Origin of the sequence: Microbulbifer taiwanensis (assembly GCF_014904815.1) — a bacterium.
Taxonomy (GTDB): domain Bacteria; phylum Pseudomonadota; class Gammaproteobacteria; order Pseudomonadales; family Cellvibrionaceae; genus Microbulbifer; species Microbulbifer taiwanensis.
Genome location: NZ_JACZFR010000009.1, coordinates 1 through 23,229 on the forward strand (window position 1 = coordinate 1; position 23,229 = coordinate 23,229).

The window sequence follows — 23,229 nt, forward strand, 5'->3', positions numbered from 1 at the left end:
GGGTTTCCGGCGGCCGGCTTTTTTATTCGTCTTCCCTCCGCCGTGTTATCGGCAGGCTTGCCTCCCAGCTGCGCAGGTGCAGATCCCGCTGCGGGAAGGGCACCTCTATGTCTTTCTCGCGGAACTCGCGCAGCAGTTCCAGGTTGTAGAGCGCGTAGGGATCGCCCAGCGGCGACACCATATTGCTGTTGATCCACACCACCAGTTTGAAATTCAGTGCATTGTCACCGAATTCCATCAGCCACACCTCGGTCTTACGCTTCCAGTCGGTGTGGGTGATGTTGACCCGTTCCGCCGCCTCCAGCGCCGCCTCGCGCACCAGGTCCGGGTCCGAACCGTAGGCCACACCGAAGGGCACGTGGATGCGGCGTACCGGGTCATCGAGGGTGTGGTTGATCACGCGGCCGGCGACAAACTCGGTGTTGGGCACCAGTATGTCCACATTGTCGCGGGTGGTGATGCGGGTGGAGCGCACATTGATATCGCGGATTCGGCCGAAGACACCGGACTCCAGCTCCACCAGGTCGCCGACCCGCAGCGGTTGCTCGAACAGCAGTATCAGCCCGGATATGAAGTTGGAGAATATCGCCTGCATGCCGAAGCCGATACCCACCGACAGGGCGCCGGCGACAATGGCCAGCTTGGAGGTGTCGAGGCCGAGCATGGCCAGCACCACGATGATCGCCACGCCGATGATGCTGTAGTGCAGCACCCGGCCCAGGTTGTACATGGAGGATTCGCTGGCGTGCTTCTTGCGCACCAGGCGGTTGAGGAAGCGCCGGGTCAGGCCGGAGATCAGCCAGGCGCAGACCATCACGAAAATGATCTTGGCGATATCGCGCAGGGTGATGGGATTCTGCGCTATGGAGAACAACTGGTAGTCCGCCAGCTGGCGCCAGCGCTTGTAGGCCTGCTCGGCCATATAGCTGGTGCGCTCGCGCACCGTCGCCCACCAGCCCTGGCGCTGTTTGTAGATCTGCAGTTGCGCCGCCTCATAGCGCTGCACATCCTCTACCAGGTCGCTGGCGCGCCCCAGGCCGCTGTCGATGCGCTCGAAGTAGCGCCACCAGCGACTCAGGTCCTCGCCCTCCTCGCCGCGCCAGGCCATTACCTGGCGCTGGCGGAGATTCAGCTCCCGTGAATTGCCGTCGATCAGGGTGCGCGCCGTCTCCAACAGGTCGCGACTCACCACCAGCGTCTGCTCTTCCTCCGCTGTCTCGTCGAGGACATTGTTGATCGACTGCAGCAGTTCCGCCTTGCGCTTTTTCAGGTGCCCTTCAAGCAGGTCGACCTCCAGCTCCATCAGCGTGAGGTCCTTTTTCATATTGGTATCCGGGTCGGTGGAGGTCTCCGGGGAGCCCTGGATACTGGTGCGCGTCGCGCCAATCCTCTCGATTTTCTCCGTCTGCTCTTCGATATCTTTTTCCAGCGCCTTTGCGGCTTCGGCACTGTACTGCAGCTCATCCAGCATCTGATTGAGCTGCCCCTCTGCCAGGTCTACCTTCTCCTGCCAGTTGCCGAGAAATTCCTCCAGGGTTTCACGCTGCTCGATGATGTTGATGTGATTGATCTGAGTCTGCAGCAGCGCCAACGCGGCCGCTTCTTTCTCCGCCTCACCGCTGGCTTCGCGCAGCAGTACCACCTGTTTGCGCAACTGGCTGAGAGACTGGCCCAGCGTTTCATCCAGCTGGCGCGCCTCCAGCTGTATGCCCATCAGGCGCCGGCGCCCGCGGGTCACAGCGGCATCCGCCTTGGCCCAGGCCTGCACATCCGGGTTTTTCGGGAATTTGACGTCCGGCAGCACCGAGATCTTTTCGTATTCCTGGTGCTTCTGCCAGGTGACTGCGACGCCCTTGAGGCTCTGGCTGATCGCCTTGGCCCGCTTCTGCAGCTCCTCGTCCTCGGGCAGGTTTTCGCGCCGCGCGCTCCAGGCCTTGTCCAGCGCTTCCAGCCACTGCTTGCGCTCCTCGGTGGACGCCTCTACCCAGCCCGTCCACCAGTCGGCAGAGGGCTCGGTGAAATCGGGTACGACCGGTTCGAACTTATCCGGCTTCTTGCCGGGAAGCTGGGCGCTGGCAAACAGGGTGCTGGAGGCCAGCAGCAGGGTGAGCAGGAAGGTGAAAATTGCACGAACAGTGTTGCGACCGCGTTCACTGCGCCCAGGGCAAAGGGGGGAAAAGCTGCAGTCACCCGCCATAGTGCGCATCTGTCCGTGATAAAAGATCCGACGCAAGAAGTAACACGGATAACTGAAAATCCGTCTTTTCAGTGTAGCCGAGGCGGAATCGGTGCCCTTTCGCCTCAATCGTTGAGTATCACAATCAGGCTGTTCACCGCCATATTGTCCGCACCGGTCCCGTAGCCTCCCTCGGCGTAGAGCCGTTTTGCCAGGGCGCCGGCGGCGAGACGCCGGTCCAGATCAGTGGCGAAATCGCCGAAGTCAGAGAACATGAAAACGATGTCTCCCACGACCACGACATAGAGACCGCCCTCCTCTACCGGCAGCAGTCGCGGCACCGTAAACAGCGACAGCAGGTCCTCGCGAACAGCGCCGCGGCGGATGAAGTGATCCACGCCCAACAGCTCCTGGGTCAGGTTGATGCTGAGGCCAGTGGCGTCCAGCGCCAGGAAAGGCGCGGCTGTGCCCGTATCAATCCAGTCCACCAGGAATTCACTGCCGCTCTCGCTGAAATCCTGTAGCGAGATGGCGTCGAAGTCCGGCGGTGCCAGGCCGAAGGGCGCGACATAGCCGCGAAACTGCAGTGGTGTGCCTACCGCCAGTGAATCGACGATTAATTCGCTGATATCGACCTGGTAGTTGTCCGGGTCGGCATCCAATGCCTCTTCAGAGCCGGTGCCGGTATAGTCGAACTGCAGCGCGTCGCGCCCACCGAATTCCAGCGCCGTAACCAGCATTTCATCGCCGGCGCGGTCGTTCAGGAGGCTGTCCAGGCGACTGGGTAGCAGACGCACGCGGCCCGCGTCGAGATCCAGTCGCACTAGTTCGCCATCCCAGTGCCCGAGGGCGATGATACGCTGGCCAACGGAAACAGCGCTGATAGTTTCCTGGCGCAGTGGGAATCCCGGTACGCTGACTAAAGTGTTGTCGGTGAGCTGCAGGTCGACCTGATCGCGAAATGCAACGCTGCCATCGGTGCGGATCAGGCGCGCACCGATCATTCTGAGCAGATTACCCTGGCGTCGCAGAACCTGTCCCTTCAGTGCATCCAGGGTGTCACCCGGCACACTGCTGCCGGCGTAGACCTGGTCTGCGATGAAGCTGCGCGCGGCGCGATCGTATTGGCCAAATGCCAGTGTCGCAGTGTCCGGGGGCAGGCCCACCATTTCGCTGAGGCCGCTGGACCCGAAGAAACGCTCGCCGTTGATTTCCCAATCGGTCTCGCCGCGGATCTGGATATCAACCCCGCCGAAGCGCCCCTTGGTACTGTCAAAGGGCCGCACGGCGATGCGGAAGGAAACCTGCCTCTCGTCCACACTGATCAGCGGGCCGCGCAGCCGAAACGCTTTCGGCTGCAGAGGATTGTTGTCCGCAGTGACCACCGGAAATACAGTCACCTGCGGCGGCGTCGGGGCGGTATCGACACGGTTTGAGACGAGCAGGTTGAAGTCCAGTTGCAGCAGCGCCGGCAGATCCGGCTGAACGACTAACGGCCTGAGACTGTCCAGCTCCAGATCCAGGGTGACCTCGCGCACTCTCCGGCCGTCCTCGAAAAAGGCCCGCGCCATTTCGGCGCGACCATCGACATCGACACGAATGTCCGCGTCGGTATATTCGAGGGTGATCTGGCCGCGCACATAGTTACCGATACGCAGTGTCGCCGCCGTCACCAGTTCAGACTTGTCCTGGTACTCAACGAAGTCCACCGCATTTGACGATGACAGGACCTCGCTCCAGGAGCCATCAAAGCGCTGCAGCCGCAGGGAAACCAATTCCACCCGATAGCGGATAAAGTCCCCCTCGAGATCGGTGATGCCGACAAACAGCTGACCGCAATTTTCAGAAGTTGGGCCGGCATCACTGGTTTCGCAACTGATCTCGTCGGCGCCGGAATCGGTATCGGAACCTGACGACCCGCCACTACTGCTGCCACTGCCGCAGGACGACAGACTCAACGCGAGCAACAGGACTGCAATGATGCGCCAGCCCGCGGATAGATCCCTGTTCATCAGTTTGCGCTTCCCTTCCACTTTTCCCTGCGTCCACGCGCGACAGCGGCCATCCGGCTGGCCGCTGTCATTCTTAAATACTAGGGCATAGAGCGGGAAGAACTGCTAGCGCATGCACCGTTTAAACTCATCCCAGTAACCGCCTGGCTGGCGACGATAGGGGCCAACCCCGGCGCGACGCGACTGGTCGCTCGCTATGCGGCGACAGGTCGCTCTGCGCTCGCGGTAGCTTTCGTCGTAGATGTCGTCGCGGAAGCCATAGCGGCCGTAATACTCATCGCCACGATAGTAGTAGTCAGCGCGACTGCGACCGTAGTAACTGTCCGGGCGATATCTGGGATCGGGCTGCGGCTGGGCCCGGGGCATTACTTCCGGACGCTGCGCCGGCTGTGGCGCCGGCAGCGAGCGGAGTTGCGGCGGCGCGCGGTAGTAGTCACGCCAGCCGGGCGGCGGGGTGACGACCGCGAAGTCGTCGCCTTGCGGGTCGTACAGCAGGAAAGCGCCGTCGGAAGTGACGAAATAGCGGTCGCCGCGCAGGGTAAAGGTGCCGCTACTGCCCGGAACACTGGGCACCTTGGCGCCCAGTGGCGGCTCCACGCGCAGGTAGCCGCCCTTGCCCAGACGGTAAAAGGATCCGCGGGAGTAGTAGTAGGTCTTGCCGTTCACCAGGAGTTGCGAGGTGTCGGAAGGCAAGGTGCTCAGCCTGTCCTGGGCCCAGGCGAATGAGACGGCGAGGCTGAGCAGGAGTGCAATGGCATGGTGCATGGCAACGTCCCCTCTGTTGCAAACTACTGCAAGTTTACTCAGCGGCGACGCCTATCCCCAATCTGGGCCTCGGGACTATATCGAACTTCCCGCCTCTTCCCGCGCCGCCACCTCCGACAGCACCTTGACCGCCTGGTCCGGCTGCAGGTTTTCCGCGCCGCGCACTATCACCCGGTCTCCGTCCGCCAGTTCGCCGCGCACAGATATCCACTCGCCGTCGCCGCTGCCGGTGGTTACCGGCAGCCGCTCGGCCTTGCTGTCGGCACCGACGCGAAACACGAAGGCGTCGCCATTGCGCAGCACCAGGGCATCCCGCGGCACCGCCATCACCTGCTGTGCCGCGGCGACGGGTACCGCCACCTGCACCGGCATGCCGGCGATCCACCCCGACTGCTGTGGCAATTCCACCATCAACTTGACCCGGCGCGAGTTGGCGCTGGCCACGGGCACCGACTGCCGCACACGCCCCTCGAGCAGGCCGCCGCCGGCTTCGCGCTTTTCCTGTGTCTGCGACACGGCGTCGCTGCGCAGCGCTATGGGATCGCCGGTGCGCAGAAGGGCCAGCGATGCCAGTGGAATATCCGCCTCCACTTCCAGCTGCGACATATCCAGCGCGCGCAGCAGTTGGGTGCCGGTGCGCACATACTCACCGGCCTGTTGCTCGCGGCTCACCACCAGTGTGTCGAAGGGAGCGTTGATGGTGGCCTTGGACAGCTCATAGGCGCGGCGGTCGCGCTCTATCCCCGCCGCCACCAGGTCCTGGGCCATGGCCTCGCGCTCCGCCTGCTGTTCTTCCAGAGCCGCGCGGGATGTGCTGTTGGTTTCCGCCAGTTTGGACAGCCGCTGCAACTGCGCGTCCAGGTAGGTCAGGCGCGCGCGCAGCTGCGCGATGCGGCTGTCGCTGTTGCGCAGCTGCAGTTTCCAGTGGGTTGCCTCCAGCTGCGCCAGTCGCTCGCCCTTTTTCACCAGGCTGCCCGGCTCGGCGACGAACTCCAGCGCACCGTCCAGTTCCGACGAGATGCGGATATCGCGACGGCTCACCACCCTGCCCGCAGACCACTGGCTGGGCGCTATCTCGCGCAGCTGGGCGCGGTCGACAGTGACGGCCGCACCTTCGCCCTGCTGCGCCAGTGCCGGCGCGGCCGCCAACAGCGCCAGGAAGGAGGCGCCGATTATCTTTCTCATTGGGAATTCCTCGCTATGGTGCGACCGCGCATAAGCGCGAATTTCGGCAGGGCCAGGCGGCCCGTCTGCAACAGGGCCGGCAGCAGCACCAGGGTAAAGAGGGTGCTGACCGCCATGCCGCCGACGATCACCGCCGCCAGGCCGCGGTAGATGACACTGCCCTCCCCCGGTGCGACCAGCAAAGGCAGCATGCCGAAGACACTGGTCAGGGTACTCATAAAGATGGGTCTCAGGCGCAGGCGCAGCGCCTGCTCCACCGCCTCGACGCGGCTCGCGCCCTCCCCCTCGGCGGCGCGGGTCTGGTGCACCAGCAGTATCGCGTTGTTGACCACCAGGCCCAGCAGTATCACGAAGCCGATCATTGTCAGCAGGTCGAGGGGCTGGAAGCCGATCAGGTTCAGTATCTGCAACGCCAGCACGCCACCCACCGTCGCCAGCGGCACCGTCAGCAGCACCAGCCCGGCATCCTTGAGGGAGCGGAAGAGTGCACTCATCAGCAGAAACAGGATCAGTAATGCCAGGGCGAAGTTCTGCGAGAGGGACTGCAGCGCCTTGTCCAGGTCGCTGGCATTGCCACCCACCAGGATGCTGCCATCGGCGGGCATGGCCGCCTGTATCTGCGGTAGTACCTCCGCCTCTATCTGCGCCCTCACCTCCTCCAGGGAGACGTCGTCCGGCGGCACTATGTTGAGGGTGATGGTGCGGCGGCCGTCCACCCGCCGCAGGCTGCCGGGGCCGACGGTGCGCTCGACACTGGCGAGCTGGTTCAGCGGCACAATTTCGCCCCGCGGTGTGACCAGCGGTGTGTTCTGCAGCTGCTCGGGAGTGCTCCACTCGCGCGCCTTGAAGATGACATCCAGGCGCTTCTCACCGTTGAAGTACTCGCCCACATAGAGGCCATCGCCGAGGGCGCGCACCAGGCTGCCCATATCCTGGCGGTTCCAGCCCTGCTCGTGCATGGCGCGGTCGTTGGGGTAGACGGTCAATTCCGGCTCGGACAGGGACAGGCCCGGGTTCGGTTGCACCGGCACTCCGGGCATCGCTTCGCCCATCACTTCCACACCGCGGGCGGCGGCCTTCATCAGGCCCTCGGCGTCGCGGGACTGCAGGTGCAGGGCAATGCGACGGTCGCCGCCGAACTGCCCGAAGAGGTTGCCGCGGGCGGCGAAGCCGCGGAAGTCGGGAATATCTGTCAGGATGTCCTCGCGCAATATGCGCTCCATGTCCTGCGCCTTATCCATGTCTTGGACGCGCACACCCATGGTGCCGCCATTGGGCCAGGTGATGATGTAGTAGTTCTTGAGCGCCGGCTCGCGATCGCCGCTCATATAGGGCGTCATACGCCGGTCAATTTCGGCGACGATTTCCCGGCCTATGGTCTCGACATTGGTGGCGGAGGGAAAATTCATCCACACGTCCACCGCGTCGCGCTTCACCGGCGGCAGATAGTCCAGCTTCGGCAGCAGGAACCAGGTGGCCAGCACCGGCAGCATCAACAGCGCGCCAATCACCTTCCAGCGCCGCGCCGGCGTGCGCGTCAGGCCCATGATTCTCGACGTGATCTTTTCCCACAGCCCGGCGAGACGGTCCCGGCTTGAGATATCCGGCAGCCACTGCCTGGCCGCCAGCGGCACCACCGCCACCGCCACCAGCAGCGAGAAAACAACGGCCACCGCGATGGTCAGTGCCAGGTCGCCGAACACCTGGCCCTCGACGCTGTTGAGGAAAAATACCGGCAGGAATATGGCCACGGTGGTGGCAGTGCTGGCGAGCAGCGCGCCCCACACCTGGCCGGCACCCTGTTCAGAGGCATCCTCCGCGCCCAGGCCCTTCTCGCGCAGGCGCACTATGTTTTCCAGCACGACGATGGCCGCATCCAGCACCATGCCGGTGGCGAAGGCGAGGCCGGCGAGGGAAATCACATTGACACTGCGCCCGGCGGCGGACAGCACCACAAAGGTGGCGAACAGGGAAATCGGTATCGCCGCGGCGACGATCAATGTCGCGCGCATCCGGCGCATAAACCACCAGAGCACCCCCACCGCCAGCAGCATACCCAGCAGCAGGTTGCCGCCGAGTAGATTCAGCGCGCGGTAGACGAATACCGAGGCGTCGAAGGACTGCACCAGCACCAGCTTCTCGTCCTTCAGGGTCGTCTCGTTCAGCTCTGCAACCTTTTTCTTTACGCGCTCCAGGGTGGCGAGCATATTGGCGTCATTGGTGCGGTTGATGCGCATCGAGACCGCCGGGTTGCCATTCTGGGTGGTGACGCCGCCGCTCTCGGAGGGCCCGACTTTGACTTCGGCGATATCGCCCAGGCGCACCGGCTGACCGTCGCGCCACTCGAGCACCAGCTCGGACAGTCGCGCCGGATCGTACTCGCCGACAAAGCGCAGGGTATAGCGGCGCCGGCCCACATCGGTAAATCCGCCGGACACATCCCGCGCCGAGGCCAGCTGGCCGCTCACCGCCGGCAGCTGAATACCCAGCTCGGCGGCCTTCCAGGGATCGAAGACCACCTGCAGCTCCTCGCGCCCGGCGCGCCCGGACTGCGCCTCGACACTGGCCACGCCCTGCACGGCCTCCAGTTCCGGGCGCAGCACATCCTCGATCAGGCCGGTGTAGTCCTCCAGGCTGTTGGGATTGTCTGGCAGCAGCTGCAGGAAGAAATAGGTCAGCGCGGTGGCGTCACCGCCCCAGCCACCCAGCATGACCCGCGGCGGTTCGGCATCGCGGGGCAGCGGCGGCAGGCTGCTCATGCGGCTGATGACGTCGATCAGCACCTTGTCCATATCGGTGCCCATGGTGAATTCCAGGTTCACCCAGGCGAAACCGCGACCGGCATTGACCTGCATCATTTCCAGGCCGGTCAGGCCCTGCAGTACCGACTCGATCGGCTCGACGATTTCCGCCTCCACTTCCTGCGGTGAGGCGGCGCGCCAGCCGGCGGCGATGGTGATCTGCGGGTTTTCGATATCGGGGAAGAGTTGTACCGGCAAGCGGCTGGCGAGAAAGGCGCCGAGCAACACGGCCATGACCACGGCCACCGCGGTGGCGGCGGGATTCTTGAGAGCGGCTCTGGTGAGCGCCATACCCTGGACCTTTTGATTTTTTTAATAATGGGGCAAGGCTAATCGGTTGCCGGGTCGGCGCAAGGGGATTGCGACCAGCGGATCTTTTTAGCGGATATAGTACGACTTATCCTGCGGGCGCCCGCCCGGCTCCCGGACCCGCTGATGCGCGCCATCCCCGACAAAAAACCATTCCCGCGCCGGCCCCGTCAAGAGAATGGAGGGCAGGCGCGGGAAACTATTTCCTAATCGATAGCGGTTAGCGAATCATTTTCATGCAGCGGTTGTACTCCCGGAGATACACCTTGCCGCCTGTACTCGGATTGCGGTTGGCGCGCTCCGAGGCCAGGTTTCGACACCCCTCCTCACTGTTGATGTTGGGGCGCTGTGGCTGCATGTCGCGGCGGTAATAATGCGCCTGCTCGTCCTGCAGCAGGCTCCGGGGCGGCTGCACTTCATAGAAGTATCCGCCCTGCGGGTGGAAACGGTAGAAGGTATCGCCGTGTTGGTAGTATGTCTGCCCCATTACCTGCACCTCAGAAGTATTCGAGGGCAGCTGGCGCAACTGTTCCTGGGCCTGGCTGTAGCCGGCGAGAGAGCACATCAATAGCACGGGAATCAAAATACGCATATGGACCTCCTGCTCTTACGATGTGCCCGGAAGTCTATTTACTGCGGAGGCCAATCCCCAATGCGATTTGGTGCAACGACCCTCCCCAGTTACAGGAAATGCTGCACCTTGTTTTTATAACTGCGGCTCATTTTCAGGCGCTCGCCGTTGTTCAGTACCAGATGATACTCGCCATTGATATGGGCGCAGATCTCGCGCACGCGGCTCAGGTTGACGATGGTGGAGCGATGGATGCGCTGGAAGACTTTCGGGTCCAGCTGCTGTTCCAGTTCCTTCATCGTGATGCGCATCACGTGTGTTTCACCGTTGGCGTGCACGCACATGTAATCGCCGGCGGCGTCGATCCAGTCGATTTCCCGCGCCGGTACCAGGGTGATCTTGCCGGAGTCCTTGATGGCGATTTTTTCCGGATAGGCACTGCCGCCCCACTCACCCTGAAGAGCGCCGGCAACCAGCTTCTGCTCCAGCGCCTCAGGGGATTCCCTGGTCAGGTCGGCGACCGCCTCCAGCAGCTGTTCGCGCTGGCTGGCAATATCGGCGCTGGCGAGCTTGTCCCGCACCCGCTCCAGCGCCCTGGCCAGGCGCTGCTCCTCGATGGGTTTCAGCACATAGTCCACCGCGTTGACTTCGAAGGCCTCCACCGCGTACTGGTCGTAGGCAGTGACGAAAACCACCTGTGGCAGCTTCTCCGGCGGCAGTTGCTGTACCAGCTGCAGGCCACTGACGCCGGGCATCTGGATATCCACGAAGGCCACATCCGGGTGCAGCTCGAGAATCCGCTCCCGCGCCTCGCGGCCGTTGCCGCACTCGGCGACCACCTCGACGCCGCCCACCTGCTCCAGGCGCAGGCGCAGACCGCGCCGCGCCAGCGGCTCGTCGTCGACGACTATGGCTTTCAAAGCGCCCGCGGCCTTGGAGGAAGCGCCTGCGGCTTTGGATGAAGAGAAGTCCGTCTTGCCGTTCATGGTTCTATTCCTGTTCATAGGGGAGGCGGAGGTGTACCGCCAGGCCGCCCTCAGGGCGATTGCGGAAGCGCACCTTCTGCTCGTCGCCATAGAGAGCGCGCAATCGCTCGCAGGTATTGCGGATACCGACGCCGTAGCCGGAACTGGACCTGGTAGCCAGGGTCGCCAGCTCATTTTCCGGTATCCCCGGCCCATTGTCGCTGACTTCCAGCAGCAGTTCGCCGGCAAATACCCGCGCTTTTATCGCCACCTCGCCGCCCCACTCCCGCTGCGAGATGCCGTACTTGATCGCGTTTTCCACCAGCGGCTGCAGCAACAGGCTGGGCACCAGCGCCCGCGGTGAATCCCCCTCGAGATCCAGGTTTACCCCCAAGCGGTCGGCAAAGCGCACCTTCTCGATATCCAGGTAGAGCATCAGTGCCTCCACCTCCTTGGCGAGGGTCACCTTCTGCATCGGGTCGTTGTCGAGGGAGTGGCGCAGGAACTGGGACAGGCGCGTGACCATATCGTTGGCGGTGCGCCCCTCATTGTCGAGAATCAGGGTAGAGATGGCATTCAGGGTATTGAACAGGAAATGGGGGTTCAGCTGGTAGCGCAGCATCTTAAGCTGCGCTTGGTGCGCCATGGATTCGGCCCGCAGCGCCTTTTCCTGCTGCAATAGGGAGGCCTTGTAGAACTTGATGCCGTAGTAGAGCGCCGCCCATGTCATCAGGATCAGGAAGGAATAGGAGAACCAGTAGATGGCCAGCAGTGCCGGGTGCTCGTCGCTCTCCTTGCCGTAGAGCCACAGGGAGCCGCCGAACTTGATCGCCGCCCACAGGACCGCGGCCAGTATCACCACCACCAAGGAACCGAACAGGCGCGACGCCGGCGGCTTGTCCCAGAGCTTCTGGAAACCGCGGCGCATGGCCTCGGACAGCAGCACGCCGGACGCGGTGGCCACGGCGATATAGCCGGTGTGCAGCCAGTGGTCCTTGACCCAGAAAAAGCTGCCGACAAAGGTCAGCAGCGTATAGCCGCCCCAGCCGGACAGTTGCAGTGCCCAGTACTGCCAGTGCTGCATGGCCAGCCGCGCGGACAGCCATTGAATCGTGTTGTTACCCATAAATTCCTGTGATCGCGGCGCCATCTGTGGGGCGTCGATTTGAGGAACCGTTGAAAAATGTCGCGAGCGGGTGGCTGGTGGTGACCGCCGGAGCGCAGCAAGCGGAGTGTACTTTAGTACATGAGCATTGCGACCGGGTCGGCCCACCGGCACCGCCGGACGCCGCCAGGCATCCGCGCAGTAGTTTTTCAGTGGTTCCTTGACACTTTCGTATGGCTCAATACTAAATGGCGATATCTGCCGGCGGAATACCGCCGAGCGCAACATTTGAGCAGACTGCCGCAAGGGCACGCGCATGAACTACTGGTTATTCAAATCCGAACCGGACGAATACAGCATTAGAGACCTGGCCGCAGAGCGGGGCCATATCGGCCGCTGGGACGGCATCCGCAACTACCAGGCGCGCAACTTTCTTCGCGACCGGGTACAGGAGGGCGACGAGGTGTTCTTCTACCACAGCGCCTGCAAGGTGCCCGCCATAGTCGGCACCGCCCAGGTAGTGCGCGCGGCCTATCCGGATCCGGCCCAGTTCGATCCCGGGAGCAGGTACTTCGACCCCAAGGCCAGCGGGGACAAGCCGCGCTGGTACTGCGTGGATATCCGCTGGCAGAGCGAATTAGCCCGGCCTGTGCCGCTGGCTGAGATAAAGCGGAATCCGGAGCTGGCAGAAATGGTGCTGGTGAAACAGGGGCGACTGTCGATTCAGCCGGTGACCAGGGAGGAGTGGAAGGCGATAGTGCGCTTGGGCAGCGCCGCGCCCTGATTGGGCGCCGCTCAGGGCGCGGCAACCCTCGGGAACGGCGGGCACCGAAGTCGCTGCCCGCGCGAAACCTGTTACCCGCCTTCCGGCAGATTGCGCCCCACGCTGTACCAATCCAGCTTGCGGGTCAGCACCATGATGCCGCTGAGCACACCGAATACCAGTAGCGAACCCATCAGCAGGGCGTAGTCTTCGGCGCTGAGCAGGCCGTACAGCAGCCCGTAAAGCGCCGCCAGCAATGCGGCGAAGCCCAGCCCCCGACGCCAACTGTGCAGCACGAAACTGACGTAGAAACCGATCAAGCCGACACAGGCGACGGCGGACAGGACATAGGCGCGGGCGAAGGCGATATGCTCGGACAGCGACAGCAGCAGCAGGTAGAAGAGGGCCAGGGCCAGCCCCACCAGGGCGTACTGCACCGGGTGCACCGCCAGGCGCTTGAGTACTTCGAACAGGAAAAAGGTGGCAAAGGTCAGGGACAGAAACAGCAGCGCGTATTTGATCGCGCGGTCGGTCTTCAGGTACTGGTCCACCGGATCGAGAAAGCTGACCCCGAAGCTGCGCTCGAGCAGGCTCCCGCAGGGCTTGTCCTGTCCGCAGCGCTGCAGCGTCTCCTCCAGGTTGGTGGCAAAGAAGCTGGTCTGCCACTCGGCGGTGAAGCCGCGCTCGGTCACCTCGCGTCGGCTCGGTAAATACTCACCGACAAAGCTCGGGTGCGGCCAGTCTGCGCTCAGCATCACCCGGCTGTCGCGCCCCACCGGTACCAGGCGCAGGTGCTCGGTGCCGGCGAGATCGAGATCGAAGGCGAACTCCAGTGTCTGGCCACCCTCGCGTTGCAACTCAGGCAGTTGTGCGTGCACGCCGGCACCGAGTATCGGTGTGCCACTGCCGGGGGCGAACTCCAGGGTGCGGCCATTCAGCTGCAGTCGCAGGTCGTTGCGGATACCGCGGATATCGCTGATACCCACGGACAGGAAGGGTCTGTCGAAACGATATTGGTCCAGTTCCTCACCCAACCCCAGGCGCGCCGGCAGGCGAAACTGGCCGCTGACCTGGCTGTCGCTGTGGTATAGCAGCGCCTCGTAAATACCCCGTGCGCGCCGTTCGGTGCTCAGTTCGGCATCGAAACTGAAGCGCTCCGGCAGGAAGTACAACTGCCCGCTTTTTTTGCGCTGCTCCGCGTAGCGCTCGCCGGTCTTTTCACGGACTTTCCACTGCTGGATGGTCCTCACGTAGGGCACCACCAGGATGGGCCCGACGATCTGCTGGCTGTAGCTCGAGCTGCGGGCAATATCCCGCAACACCCCGCGCTGGTATTGCTGTCGTTCGTCAATCAGGCCGCCGATCATGCTCAGGGGAATCAGCAGCAGCAGTATCAGCAGGGCGATAGCGCCCAGTTTGAAAGCCAGGGTTCGGTTCATGGTTCAGCGCTCCGTGTCGAATGTCGATAGCACAAAGTCTGAATTGACAATGTGGAGCGCCGATGGGAGGAGTATGGAGACTGTGTGGGATTTTGAGGCGCAGGACTTCCGTTCAAATCCCGGGCAGGCTCAGGCGCACCTGCACGCCGCCCTCAATATTGCCGATGGCCAGTTCACCGCCGTGCAGATCGACCACTTCCTGTACGAAGTTGAGCCCCAGTCCGGTGCTCTTGCGCCCGCCCGCCGGTCGCGGCAGGGAGTAGAAGCGCTCGGTCAGGCGCGCCAGCGCATAGTCGGGAATCGCCTCGCCCTCGTTGAACAGGTAGAGCTCAATAAATGCCCCGCGCCGCTCGGCACCGAAACGGATAAGGCCGCCCGGCGGCGTGAAGTCCAGCGCGTTGTCGAGCAGATTGGCCAGTGCCTGCCGCAACAGGAAGCGCTCACCGCACAACCGCAATGCCGGCTCCAGCGCCAGCTCCACCCGCAAGTCCCCGGCGGCGATGCGCGCCTGCTGGGCCGATACCAGTTCCTCCACCAGGGCCGCCAGCGGCACCTCCACCCGCTCCTCCAGGCCCTGGCGCTGTTCAACCTGGGCCAGGTGCAGGAGGCGTTCGCTCAGTTGCTGCAGGCGCGCGCCCTCCTGTTGAATATTGGCCACGAAACGCCGGCGCTGCTCCGCCGGCATCTCTCCGTCGAGCAACTCTCCACCGAGCAATTCGGCGGCGCCGCGAATGGCTGCCAGGGGGCTCTTCAGTTCGTGGGTCAGGGTGTGCACATAGCGCTCCACATAGGCCTTGCCTTCCAGCTCGGTGCGCATCTGCTCCACCGCCGTCGCCAACTGGCCCAGTTCTCCGCTACGCACCCCCGGCGACTCTGCGCGCCGCCCTTCACTGACGGCCTGGGCAAAGCGGGTTACCCTGCCCAGCGCAGCGCTGAGCCACCAGGACAGCAGTGCCCCAATTGCCAACCCCAGGGCGATCAGCCCGGCGCCGAGCCAGCCCAGACGCCGCTGCGAACGCTCGATATAGGGTTGCAGGGTCCGGTTGGGCTTGGCCACCGAGACCACGCCTATGACCTCCTGGCCATCGAGAATAGGCGCGGCCACATACATTACCGAGGAGTCGGGGTTGTCCGGGTCTTCGCGGGTGGAGCGCGCGCCGTATTCACCGCGCAACGTCAGGTACACATCGTTCCAGCGCGAATAGTCCTGGCCCACCGCGCGGCCGCTGGAATCCAGTAGCACCTCGCCGCGGGCATCGGTGACATAGATGCGGTGGTTGACCTGGTTTTTGGTCAGCCCCCAGATGCTCGCCTGCGGCCGGCGCCGGCCATAGGCTTCCAGCAGCGCGGGCAGGTGGCTCTGGGCCAGGTTGCCGCTCCTGACCTCATCGCGCAGGATTTCGGCCAGCAGGTTGGCGGTGTCCACCAGGGTCTCCTCGGTGGACTGGCGCACACCGGGGCGTATCTCGTCCATCACCGTGCTCAGCACGAACCAGCCGGACAGGCCGACGAACAGGAAGTAGACCGCAAAGATACGCACGCCCAGCGGCATCTCAGTGCTCCAAAAGGCAGCTGTAGCCCAGCCCGCGGTGGGTCTGGATCGGCTTGGTAGCGGGCGCCACCGCGCGCAGTTTGGCGCGCAGGCCCTTGATATGGCTGTCTATATTGCGCTCGTAGCCGGCCTCGCGTGCCACCCCCAGGGCGTCGAGCAGCTGTTCGCGGGAAAACACCCGCCCGGGCTGGCCCAGCAGGGTTTCGAGCAGGCGGAATTCGTGGCGGGTCAGGGGCAGCAGTTGGCCGTGGAAATGGATCTGGTAGCGCAGCAGGTCGATTTGAAAGGCGCCCACAGGATCCGCCGCTGTCGGCGCCGCCGCATGGCGCGGGACCACGCGCTTGAGGATGACCTTGACGCGCGCCGCCACCTCGCGCGGGCTGAAGGGTTTGGTCACATAGTCGTCGGCGCCGATTTCCAGGCCCACAACCCGGTCTATCTCCTCGTTGCGCGCGGTGAGGAAGATGACCGGTACCTCGGAGAAGCGGCGCAGGCGCTTGCAGGCCTCGAAACCGCTGATATCCGGCAGGCCCACATCCAGGATCACCAGGTCAAAAGGCTCGTCTTCGAGCAGCGCCAGTGCTTCGCCGGCCACGGCCACCCAGCGGGTGGCGAAACCCTCGGCCTGCAGGGCATAGACCAGGGTATCGGCGATTGCGGCTTCGTCTTCGACGATCAGTATTTTCGGCATAGGGACTTGTGTTCGTTAGCGAATGGTCGACGCGGGAAGATTTCCTGAGTACAAAATTTAAGCGGAACCTCACCATGCCGGGCAAGGGCGAACTCGAGATTCGTTGCGGCCGCTCCACGCAGTCGCGGCGCCTTCGGCCCCTACAGGGGCGCTATCGTCATTCCGGCAAAGGCCGGACTGCGAAGGCATGGATGCCGTAGCGAGCATTCGCGAAGCGAATGGCCCGAAGGGCGTGGCGCAGGAGCGCTACCTAATCCAAATGCCACCGAACTGGACACCGGCCTTCGCCGGTATGACGAGCCAATGGACGACTGTTTTGCAACAGAGTATCTACAGATAAAATCATTGCGGTTAAATGAAGTCCGCAATTTCCTCCAGCGGTTTCTTGTCTATCGCCGGCACCTGCGCTCCCTCCGCCGGCAGGCCCGTGACCAGGATCATATAGGGCTTCTCCGTCGCCGGGCGGCCGAGGATTTCGTTGAGGAACTTCATCGGGCTGGGCGTGTGGGTCAGGGTGGCGACACCGGCATTGTGCAGGGCCGCGATCAGCATGCCTGTGGCGATTCCGACACTCTCCGCCGTGTAGTAGTTCTTCAGCTTCTCGCCGGCATCTCCACTGGAAAACTTCTTCAGGAATATGACGATCAGGTAGGGCGCGGTTTCCAGGAACGGCTTATTCGCGTCTGTACCCAGCGGTTCCAGGGCATTCAGCCACTCGGCGGACGCGCGGCGCAGGTAGAACTCGCGCTCCTCCTCTTCCGCCGCCTCGCGTATCTGCCGCTTTATCTCGGCGTTCTCCACCACGACAAAGTGCCACGGCTGCATATTGGCACCGCTGGGGGCGCTGCCAGCGGTGCGGATCGCGCCCTCTATGACCTGGCGCGGCAGCGACTCGGCGGAGAAGTCACGCACGGTACGGCGCTGGCACATAAGGCTGTTGAAGGCCTCGGCGCGGCGGCACATCTCCGCATCAGTGAGGCGCTCGAACGACAGGGGCAGAAAAGTCTTTTCTTCGCTCATGGATCTCCTCAAACCACGCCTTTGGTGCGCACTATAAAAATACTGACCAGCGACAGCAGCGTCAGCACACCGACGATCACCAGCAACAGCAGCAGCGGGCGGAAGGGCTTGCGCTCCACCCAGTTGACGCTGCTGTGCAGGTACTTGTCGACCTTGGCCTGGTCTCCGTCGGAGAGTTTATTTTCCGGTTTCTCGGGCATGGACTGCCACCTCCTGCGGCACCGGCTCGGACGAAAAGTCTCGCACATAACGTCGTGTGCGCATCTTCTGGCATTGCGCCTCGGCACGGCACGGCACGGCACGGCACGGCACGGCACGGCACGGCAACAGGTAACTTGCTGTTTGAAGACGCGTAAAATCTAGTGCTTTCGAACTACCCATAGTTACAAGACATATCGTTATTCATACAGCGTATTTCAACTACGTCTTGCACCTATAACATTTACATACACCCAGGATTTGTCACACCCCAATATGCATTTAATATAAATACACTGCTCCCGCCGCATAGGCACTATCATCACGCTGATTACCTCCAACACCAGTAGCTATACTCCACTCCATATCAGCACCGACAGCTAAAACTTCCCCATCTCCGGAAAGAGCTACAGATGAGCCAAAAAAATCAACTCTACCGGTATTGGGAGCTTTTATATATGCCGAATGGCTCCAACCGTTGCCATTCTTTTGATACAGGTAAGCGGCGCCTGCATTGCCATAAGAATTATCATCCTGACCGCCATTAATGGCCCTGCTGCCACTGTCCTCTTCCGGAGCCCCAACCACCAAAAGAAGACCATCGCCTGATAGAGACAAAGATTCACCAAACTGATCACTTGCATCAGTATTCGACGCTTTGATATAAGCCTCTTGCGTCCAGCCTCCATCGGACCTAACAAAAACATAGGCCGCACCTGCCCCTTCATCCGAGCTGCCAGACGCCGAATTATCGACCTGATCACCATTTACGCCAGTAGCCGCGCTTCCCTCATAAGGAGCAGATACTGCCAGACTGTTGCCATTACCTGACAATGCTAAGCCAAAACCAAATCGATCACCGATATCTGGATTAGAGGCCTTAATGTAGGCCTGTTGTGACCATCCGCCCAGTTCTCTGACAAAAATATACACAGCGCCAGAACTCGGCATAGCATTGTCATCTTGCTCCCCATCAACACCAGTAGTTGCGCTACTTTCATATGGTGCGCCAACTGCCAAAGTGTTTGCATCATCCGAAAGTGCAACTGATTGGCCAAAACGGTCCGACGCATCGCTGTTCGAGGCTTTAATATAGGCCTCCTGAAACCAGCCCACCTCACGTCTACGAAATATGTAAGCGGCGCCAGCGCCATTGGCAGAATTGTCAGCTTGCTCTCCATTAATCCCTGCTGCGCTACTATCTTCATGCGCAGCCCCTACCACTAAGGTCTCACCATCGGCAGCAAGAGCCAAGGACTCGCCAAACCCGTCCGAATAGTCTGTATTGGACGCTTTTATATATGCGCTTTGCTGCCAAATCTCACCAGTTCGCGAGAACACATAAACTGCTCCAGAATATTTCCCAATTTCGTCGTTACCCTGATCCCCTTCCACTCCCTTGGCACTGCTCCCCTCCATGCTTGCGCTCACCGCCAGAGTATTTCCGTCTTGGGAAAGCGCTACCGACCATCCAAACGCGTCATCTTCGTCTGTATTAGATGCTTTGATGTAGGCCTGTTGTGCCCAGCCATGCTCCCCTTTACTAAACACATAAACAGCGCCAGAATAGGACGCGTTGTTATCACCCTGATCACCATCTATCCCAGTAGCACCACTTGCTTCCGGCGGCGCACCGGCAGCCATGGTCCGACCATCACCGGAAAGTGCAAGAGAAAAACCAAACCGATCCCATGCACCCGTACTGGTGTTTGACGCTTTAAAGTACCCGATCATGCTTTCCACCGTGACGTCAGCAATGGACACTTCTTCGGAACGGTCTAACTCATCCCCCCCTTCTCCTACAGCGACCAACTGATATCGGGCCAATTCCCAATGCATCAAGTGCAAAGGCATCTCCACCTCTACCACAGTAGAGTCTCCTGCTATTTCCCCATCAATATCCACTTCTTTATAACCGGACTTTCCATCAGGGTTCACCTCAAGAACGAAATGATGCGGATTAGAATCAGAAGCCCAAGAAAACTTTAACAATTTAGGGTTGGCACCATCCCCACCTGGCTCGACTTTAAAATTACTTATATCAGTCACAGGATCTACTGTGATTGCCACAGCGGCAGTAGCACTACTATTATCTTCACCAGTAATTCGATACCGAAAATGATCACTACCATTAAAATTTGGAGCAGGAGTATATAGAAGACTAAATCTTTCGACCCCACTTGATTCAGCGTTGCTCACGACACTAACTTCACCGCTAGCTGGGCCATCCACCACCTCCAATGAAATCAGCTTCCCGCCAATTTTATCATTAGCCAATACATTGGCAGTCAGGCTACCTCCATCCTCGTCCATCAAAAACTCGTCATCTACAGCAGTTATAGACCGGGACGTGTCTCCTCCGCCAGCTCCACCGCTGCTTCCTGAACCACTCATGCCACTGGAGCCACCACCACTGGAACTGCTACTAGAACCACTGCTAGAGCTGCCCCCGCTGGAGTTGGTTACGTCATGTGCGCCAGAACTGCCTCCACCGCCTCCGCAGGCAGAAAGTGATAGTGATAGCAGAGCCACTATCACCACTTTAAATAATGGATTTTTATCGGGTATAGCGATTGACCTGTTCATTTTTTAAACCAGCTCGCAGTAATTAGGAAACCGCAGAATGTATATTCTGCTTACGTAATCTCGAAACAGCATCTATGTATTGGCGGTCAACAATTAACCTATACAACACCTTTAGTGCGCGCGATAAAGATACTGACCAGGGACAGCAGGGTCAGCACGCCGACGATCACCAGCAACAACAGCAGCGGGCGGAAGGGCTTGCGCTCCACCCTGTTGACGCCGCGATGCAGGTATTCGTCGACCTTGGCCTGGTCTTCGTCGGAGAGTTTCTTTCTAGGGTGCTGGTCGGGTTCGTCGGACATGGGCAGTGCTGCTCGTTATTGTTTGCCCCGAGTCTAGGAGATACTGCAGACATAGAAAAGCCCCGCGAAGCGGGGCCTGATCGGCAGATCGTAAGAGTGCATAGACAAGCGGTGCGGGCCCGTGGCCCGGAGCCCTCTCCCCTAACAGGGGATCAGAAGAGATCTTCGTCGATATCCATCAGCGTGGCGCTGCCGGCATTGGCACTGGCGGCCAGGGCCAGGGCCTGGGGCAGCAGGCGGGCGAAATAGAAGCGCGCCGTCTTGACCTGGCCCTGGTAGAAATCGTCCTCGCCGGTTTTCGGCAGCGCCACCGAGGCGGCCCTGGCCCACATATAGGCGTAGGCCACATGGCCGAACAGGTGCAGGTATTCCACCGAGGCGGCACCGGGCGCGTGCGGGTCTTCCTGGCTCGCGGCGATCATATTGGCGGTGGCCTCTTTCAGGCGCTGCAGTTCGCTCGCCAGCGGCTGTACGAACTCGGCCATCTCCTCGCGATCTATTTCAGCATCGATAAACTTCTGCACATCCGCGGCGAACAGGTCGAAGAAGGCGCCGCCGTTGGCGACCGTCTTGCGCCCCGCCAGGTCCAGGGCCTGGATGCCGTTGGTGCCCTCGTAGATCTGGGTGATGCGCACGTCGCGCACCAGCTGCTCCTGGCCCCACTCGCGGATATAGCCGTGGCCGCCGAACACCTGCTGGCCGATGACAGTGCAGTCCAGGCCCTTGTCAGTGAAAAAGGCCTTGGCCACCGGAGTGAGCAGCGCCACCATCGCCTCGGCGTGCTTCTTCTCCTCGCCCTCGCCGAACTTGGCGATATCCAGCCACTGGGCCACATAGGTGGACAGGGCGCGGCCGCCGCCGATCAGCGCCTTCTGGGTCAGCAGCATGCGGCGCACATCCGGGTGCACGATGATCGGGTCTGCGGCCTTGTCCGGTTGCTGCGGGCCGGCCGGGGAGCGGCTCTGGATACGGTCGCGGGCGTATTCCAGCGCGTTTTGATAGCTGCGCTCCGAGGCACCCAGGCCCTGGATACCGACGCCCAGGCGCTCGTAATTCATCATGGTGAACATGGCAGCGAGACCCTTGTTCACCTCGCCCACCAGCCAGCCCCTGGCCCCGTCGAAATTCATCGCACAGGTGGCGGAGGCCTTGATACCCATCTTGTGTTCTATGGAACCACAGGTGACCGCATTGCGCTCGCCCAGGCTGCCGTCCTCATCGACCAGGTATTTCGGTACCAGGAACAGGGAAATGCCCCTGGGGCCCCTGGGCGCGTCGGGCAGCTTGGCCAGCACCAGGTGAATGATGTTCTCGGACAGGTCCTGGTCGCCACCGGTAATGAAGATCTTGCTGCCGGTGATGCTGTAACTGCCGTCCTCCTGCGGCTCCGCCCTGGTGCGGATAATGCCCAGGTCGGTACCGGCGTGGGGCTCGGTCAGGTCCATGGCACCGGCCCAGCTGCCCTCGTACATCTTCGGCAGGTATTGCTGTTTCAGTTCCTCGCTGGCGTGGGCGTCGATGGCCAGGCAGGCACCGGCGGTCAGCACCGGGTAGAGGGCGAAGGAGATATTGGCAGAGTTGATCATTTCCTCCACTTGGGCGCCGAGCATCTTCGGCATACCCATGCCGCCATACTCCGGGTTGCCCAGCAGCGAGCCCCAGCCGCCCTCGCAGAAGGTGGCGTAGGCCTCCGGGAATCCTTTTGGTGTCGTGACCACACCCTCGTTCCAGTGGCAGCCCTCTTCGTCGCCGCTGCGATTGATCGGGTCCAGGGTGTTGGCCGCCAGCTTGGCCATCTCCTCCAGAATTGCGTCCGCAGTCTCGCGGTCCACCGCGCCTTCCAGTCCGGGCAGTCGCGCCCAGAGTTGATCCGCGGCAAATACTTCGTGCAGCAGGAAGTGCATCTCCCGCAGTGGCGCCTTGTACTCGGCCATGCTCCCGGTCCTCATTCAAGCGTTTGAAACAGTTGTTTGAATCTAGGCTCGAAGACAGGGATTGTCAACTGTGCAGGTGGACTGGAAGCGGGGATTGATTCGCGTGGCCACCTGCGCTGCATGGCCGGAGTGAGCGCCTGGGCGCCTATTCGCCCAGGAGTGGGGTCAGGTCCAGGTGTTCGGCCGCACGACGGTAGTCGGCGACCTCGTCGAACGGCAGGGTGCCCAACAGCGGCGCCGGCAGCAGGGTCTTGAGGGTGGCCAGGTTCTCGTCCGGCCGCTGCATCGGCACCGGAGATCGAAAGTTTGCCACCCAGCCCGCCAGCGGCAGGCCGTCGCGGCGGATTGCCTCGGCGGTCAACAGCGCGTGGTTGATACAGCCAAGTTGCATACCCACCACCAGGATCACCGGAATATTCAGCTCCCGCGGCAGCTGCGAAAGAAAAGCCCGGGGACCGAGCGGTGTGCGCCAGCCGCCGGCGCCCTCGATCAGCACCAGGTCGGCGCCGGTGGACATGACACCGCGGCAGACGCCGGCCATGCGCCCCAGGTCCAGCCGCCTGCCCGCCTCCATGGCGGCAATATGGGGGGCTATGGCAGGCTCCAGCGCGAAGGGATTGACCTGCTGGTAGGGCAGATCCAGGGTCATGGCCTCCTGCAACAGCAGGGCGTCGGCGTTGCGCAGCCCCTCGGCTGTGTCTTCACAACCGGACGCGACCGGTTTAACCGCCGCGGTTTTCAATCCGCGCACTGCGGCACTCGCGAGCAATGCTGCGGTCACATAAGTCTTGCCGACTTCGGTGTCGGTACCGGCGACAAAATAATTCTGGGGCACGGTGACTCTCCAATTCTTGC

General features: G+C 61.8%; 18 protein-coding genes. 1 reads left to right on the plus strand and 17 read right to left on the minus strand.

The genetic code is table 11. The features are described 5' to 3' along the window. Nucleotides 1-22 precede the first annotated feature (22 nt). From IG627_RS02845 to IG627_RS02880, 8 genes are all read right to left on the minus strand, one after another. Complete coding sequence (locus IG627_RS02845; RefSeq protein WP_226864652.1) at nucleotides 23-2,206, minus strand: mechanosensitive ion channel family protein; 2,184 nt, start codon at nucleotides 2,204-2,206, stop codon at nucleotides 23-25. A 95-nt stretch (nucleotides 2,207-2,301) separates the two neighbouring features. Then, the gene (locus IG627_RS02850) at nucleotides 2,302-4,188 is read right to left on the minus strand and encodes a hypothetical protein (RefSeq protein ID WP_193189735.1); all 1,887 of its coding nucleotides are present in this window, start codon (nucleotides 4,186-4,188) and stop codon (nucleotides 2,302-2,304) included. A gap of 105 nt (nucleotides 4,189-4,293) precedes the next feature. Continuing rightward, a complete protein-coding gene (locus IG627_RS02855; RefSeq protein WP_193189736.1) occupies nucleotides 4,294-4,953 on the minus strand; it encodes a DUF6515 family protein in 660 nt (219 codons plus the stop codon). Between the two features lie 75 nt (nucleotides 4,954-5,028). Further along, the gene (locus IG627_RS02860) at nucleotides 5,029-6,138 is read right to left on the minus strand and encodes an efflux RND transporter periplasmic adaptor subunit (RefSeq protein WP_193189738.1); all 1,110 of its coding nucleotides are present in this window, start codon (nucleotides 6,136-6,138) and stop codon (nucleotides 5,029-5,031) included. Beyond that, on the minus strand, nucleotides 6,135-9,230 hold the full coding sequence (locus IG627_RS02865; RefSeq protein ID WP_193189740.1) for an efflux RND transporter permease subunit: 3,096 nt from the start codon (nucleotides 9,228-9,230) through the stop codon (nucleotides 6,135-6,137). The genes IG627_RS02860 and IG627_RS02865 overlap by 4 nt, the downstream gene beginning before the upstream one ends. A 238-nt stretch (nucleotides 9,231-9,468) precedes the next feature. Beyond that, a complete protein-coding gene (locus IG627_RS02870) occupies nucleotides 9,469-9,840 on the minus strand; it encodes a hypothetical protein (protein ID WP_193189742.1) in 372 nt (123 codons plus the stop codon). Between the two features lie 89 nt (nucleotides 9,841-9,929). After that, on the minus strand, nucleotides 9,930-10,805 hold the full coding sequence (locus tag IG627_RS02875) for a LytR/AlgR family response regulator transcription factor (RefSeq protein ID WP_193189744.1): 876 nt from the start codon (nucleotides 10,803-10,805) through the stop codon (nucleotides 9,930-9,932). A gap of 4 nt (nucleotides 10,806-10,809) precedes the next feature. Next, entirely contained in the window at nucleotides 10,810-11,934 is a 1,125-nt protein-coding gene (locus IG627_RS02880) for a sensor histidine kinase (RefSeq protein ID WP_226864653.1), read from the minus strand. Nucleotides 11,935-12,205: 271 nt separating this feature from the next. Here IG627_RS02880 and IG627_RS02885 point away from each other — a divergent pair, with 271 nt between their 5' ends. Beyond that, entirely contained in the window at nucleotides 12,206-12,673 is a 468-nt protein-coding gene (locus IG627_RS02885; RefSeq protein WP_193189748.1) for an EVE domain-containing protein, read from the plus strand. 71 nt (nucleotides 12,674-12,744) lie between these two features. Here the strand turns inward: IG627_RS02885 and creD are convergent, their stop codons facing one another. The 9 genes from creD to bioD all read right to left on the minus strand — a co-directional run bounded on the left by creD (nucleotide 12,745) and on the right by bioD (nucleotide 23,209). Next, complete coding sequence (gene creD, locus IG627_RS02890; RefSeq protein ID WP_193189750.1) at nucleotides 12,745-14,091, minus strand: cell envelope integrity protein CreD; 1,347 nt, start codon at nucleotides 14,089-14,091, stop codon at nucleotides 12,745-12,747. Between the two features lie 112 nt (nucleotides 14,092-14,203). Continuing rightward, nucleotides 14,204-15,643 (minus strand): two-component system sensor histidine kinase CreC, encoded by a 1,440-nt coding sequence (gene creC, locus IG627_RS02895; RefSeq protein ID WP_193189752.1) that lies wholly within the window; start codon nucleotides 15,641-15,643, stop codon nucleotides 14,204-14,206. Nucleotide 15,644: 1 nt separating this feature from the next. Beyond that, nucleotides 15,645-16,334 (minus strand): two-component system response regulator CreB, encoded by a 690-nt coding sequence (gene creB / locus IG627_RS02900; RefSeq protein WP_193189754.1) that lies wholly within the window; start codon nucleotides 16,332-16,334, stop codon nucleotides 15,645-15,647. Between the two features lie 351 nt (nucleotides 16,335-16,685). After that, on the minus strand, nucleotides 16,686-17,354 hold the full coding sequence (locus IG627_RS02905; RefSeq protein ID WP_193189756.1) for a nitroreductase family protein: 669 nt from the start codon (nucleotides 17,352-17,354) through the stop codon (nucleotides 16,686-16,688). Nucleotides 17,355-17,362: 8 nt separating this feature from the next. Continuing rightward, on the minus strand, nucleotides 17,363-17,554 hold the full coding sequence (locus tag IG627_RS02910; protein ID WP_193189758.1) for a DUF3094 family protein: 192 nt from the start codon (nucleotides 17,552-17,554) through the stop codon (nucleotides 17,363-17,365). A gap of 280 nt (nucleotides 17,555-17,834) precedes the next feature. After that, nucleotides 17,835-20,138, minus strand: coding sequence for an Ig-like domain-containing protein (locus IG627_RS02915; RefSeq protein ID WP_319024480.1), 2,304 nt, complete (start codon nucleotides 20,136-20,138; stop codon nucleotides 17,835-17,837). 98 nt (nucleotides 20,139-20,236) lie between these two features. Further along, nucleotides 20,237-20,440 (minus strand): DUF3094 family protein, encoded by a 204-nt coding sequence (locus IG627_RS02920; RefSeq protein WP_193189762.1) that lies wholly within the window; start codon nucleotides 20,438-20,440, stop codon nucleotides 20,237-20,239. 152 nt (nucleotides 20,441-20,592) lie between these two features. Next, complete coding sequence (locus IG627_RS02925; protein ID WP_193189764.1) at nucleotides 20,593-22,374, minus strand: acyl-CoA dehydrogenase C-terminal domain-containing protein; 1,782 nt, start codon at nucleotides 22,372-22,374, stop codon at nucleotides 20,593-20,595. 145 nt (nucleotides 22,375-22,519) lie between these two features. After that, the gene (gene bioD / locus IG627_RS02930) at nucleotides 22,520-23,209 is read right to left on the minus strand and encodes a dethiobiotin synthase (RefSeq protein ID WP_193189766.1); all 690 of its coding nucleotides are present in this window, start codon (nucleotides 23,207-23,209) and stop codon (nucleotides 22,520-22,522) included. Nucleotides 23,210-23,229: the final 20 nt, after the last annotated feature.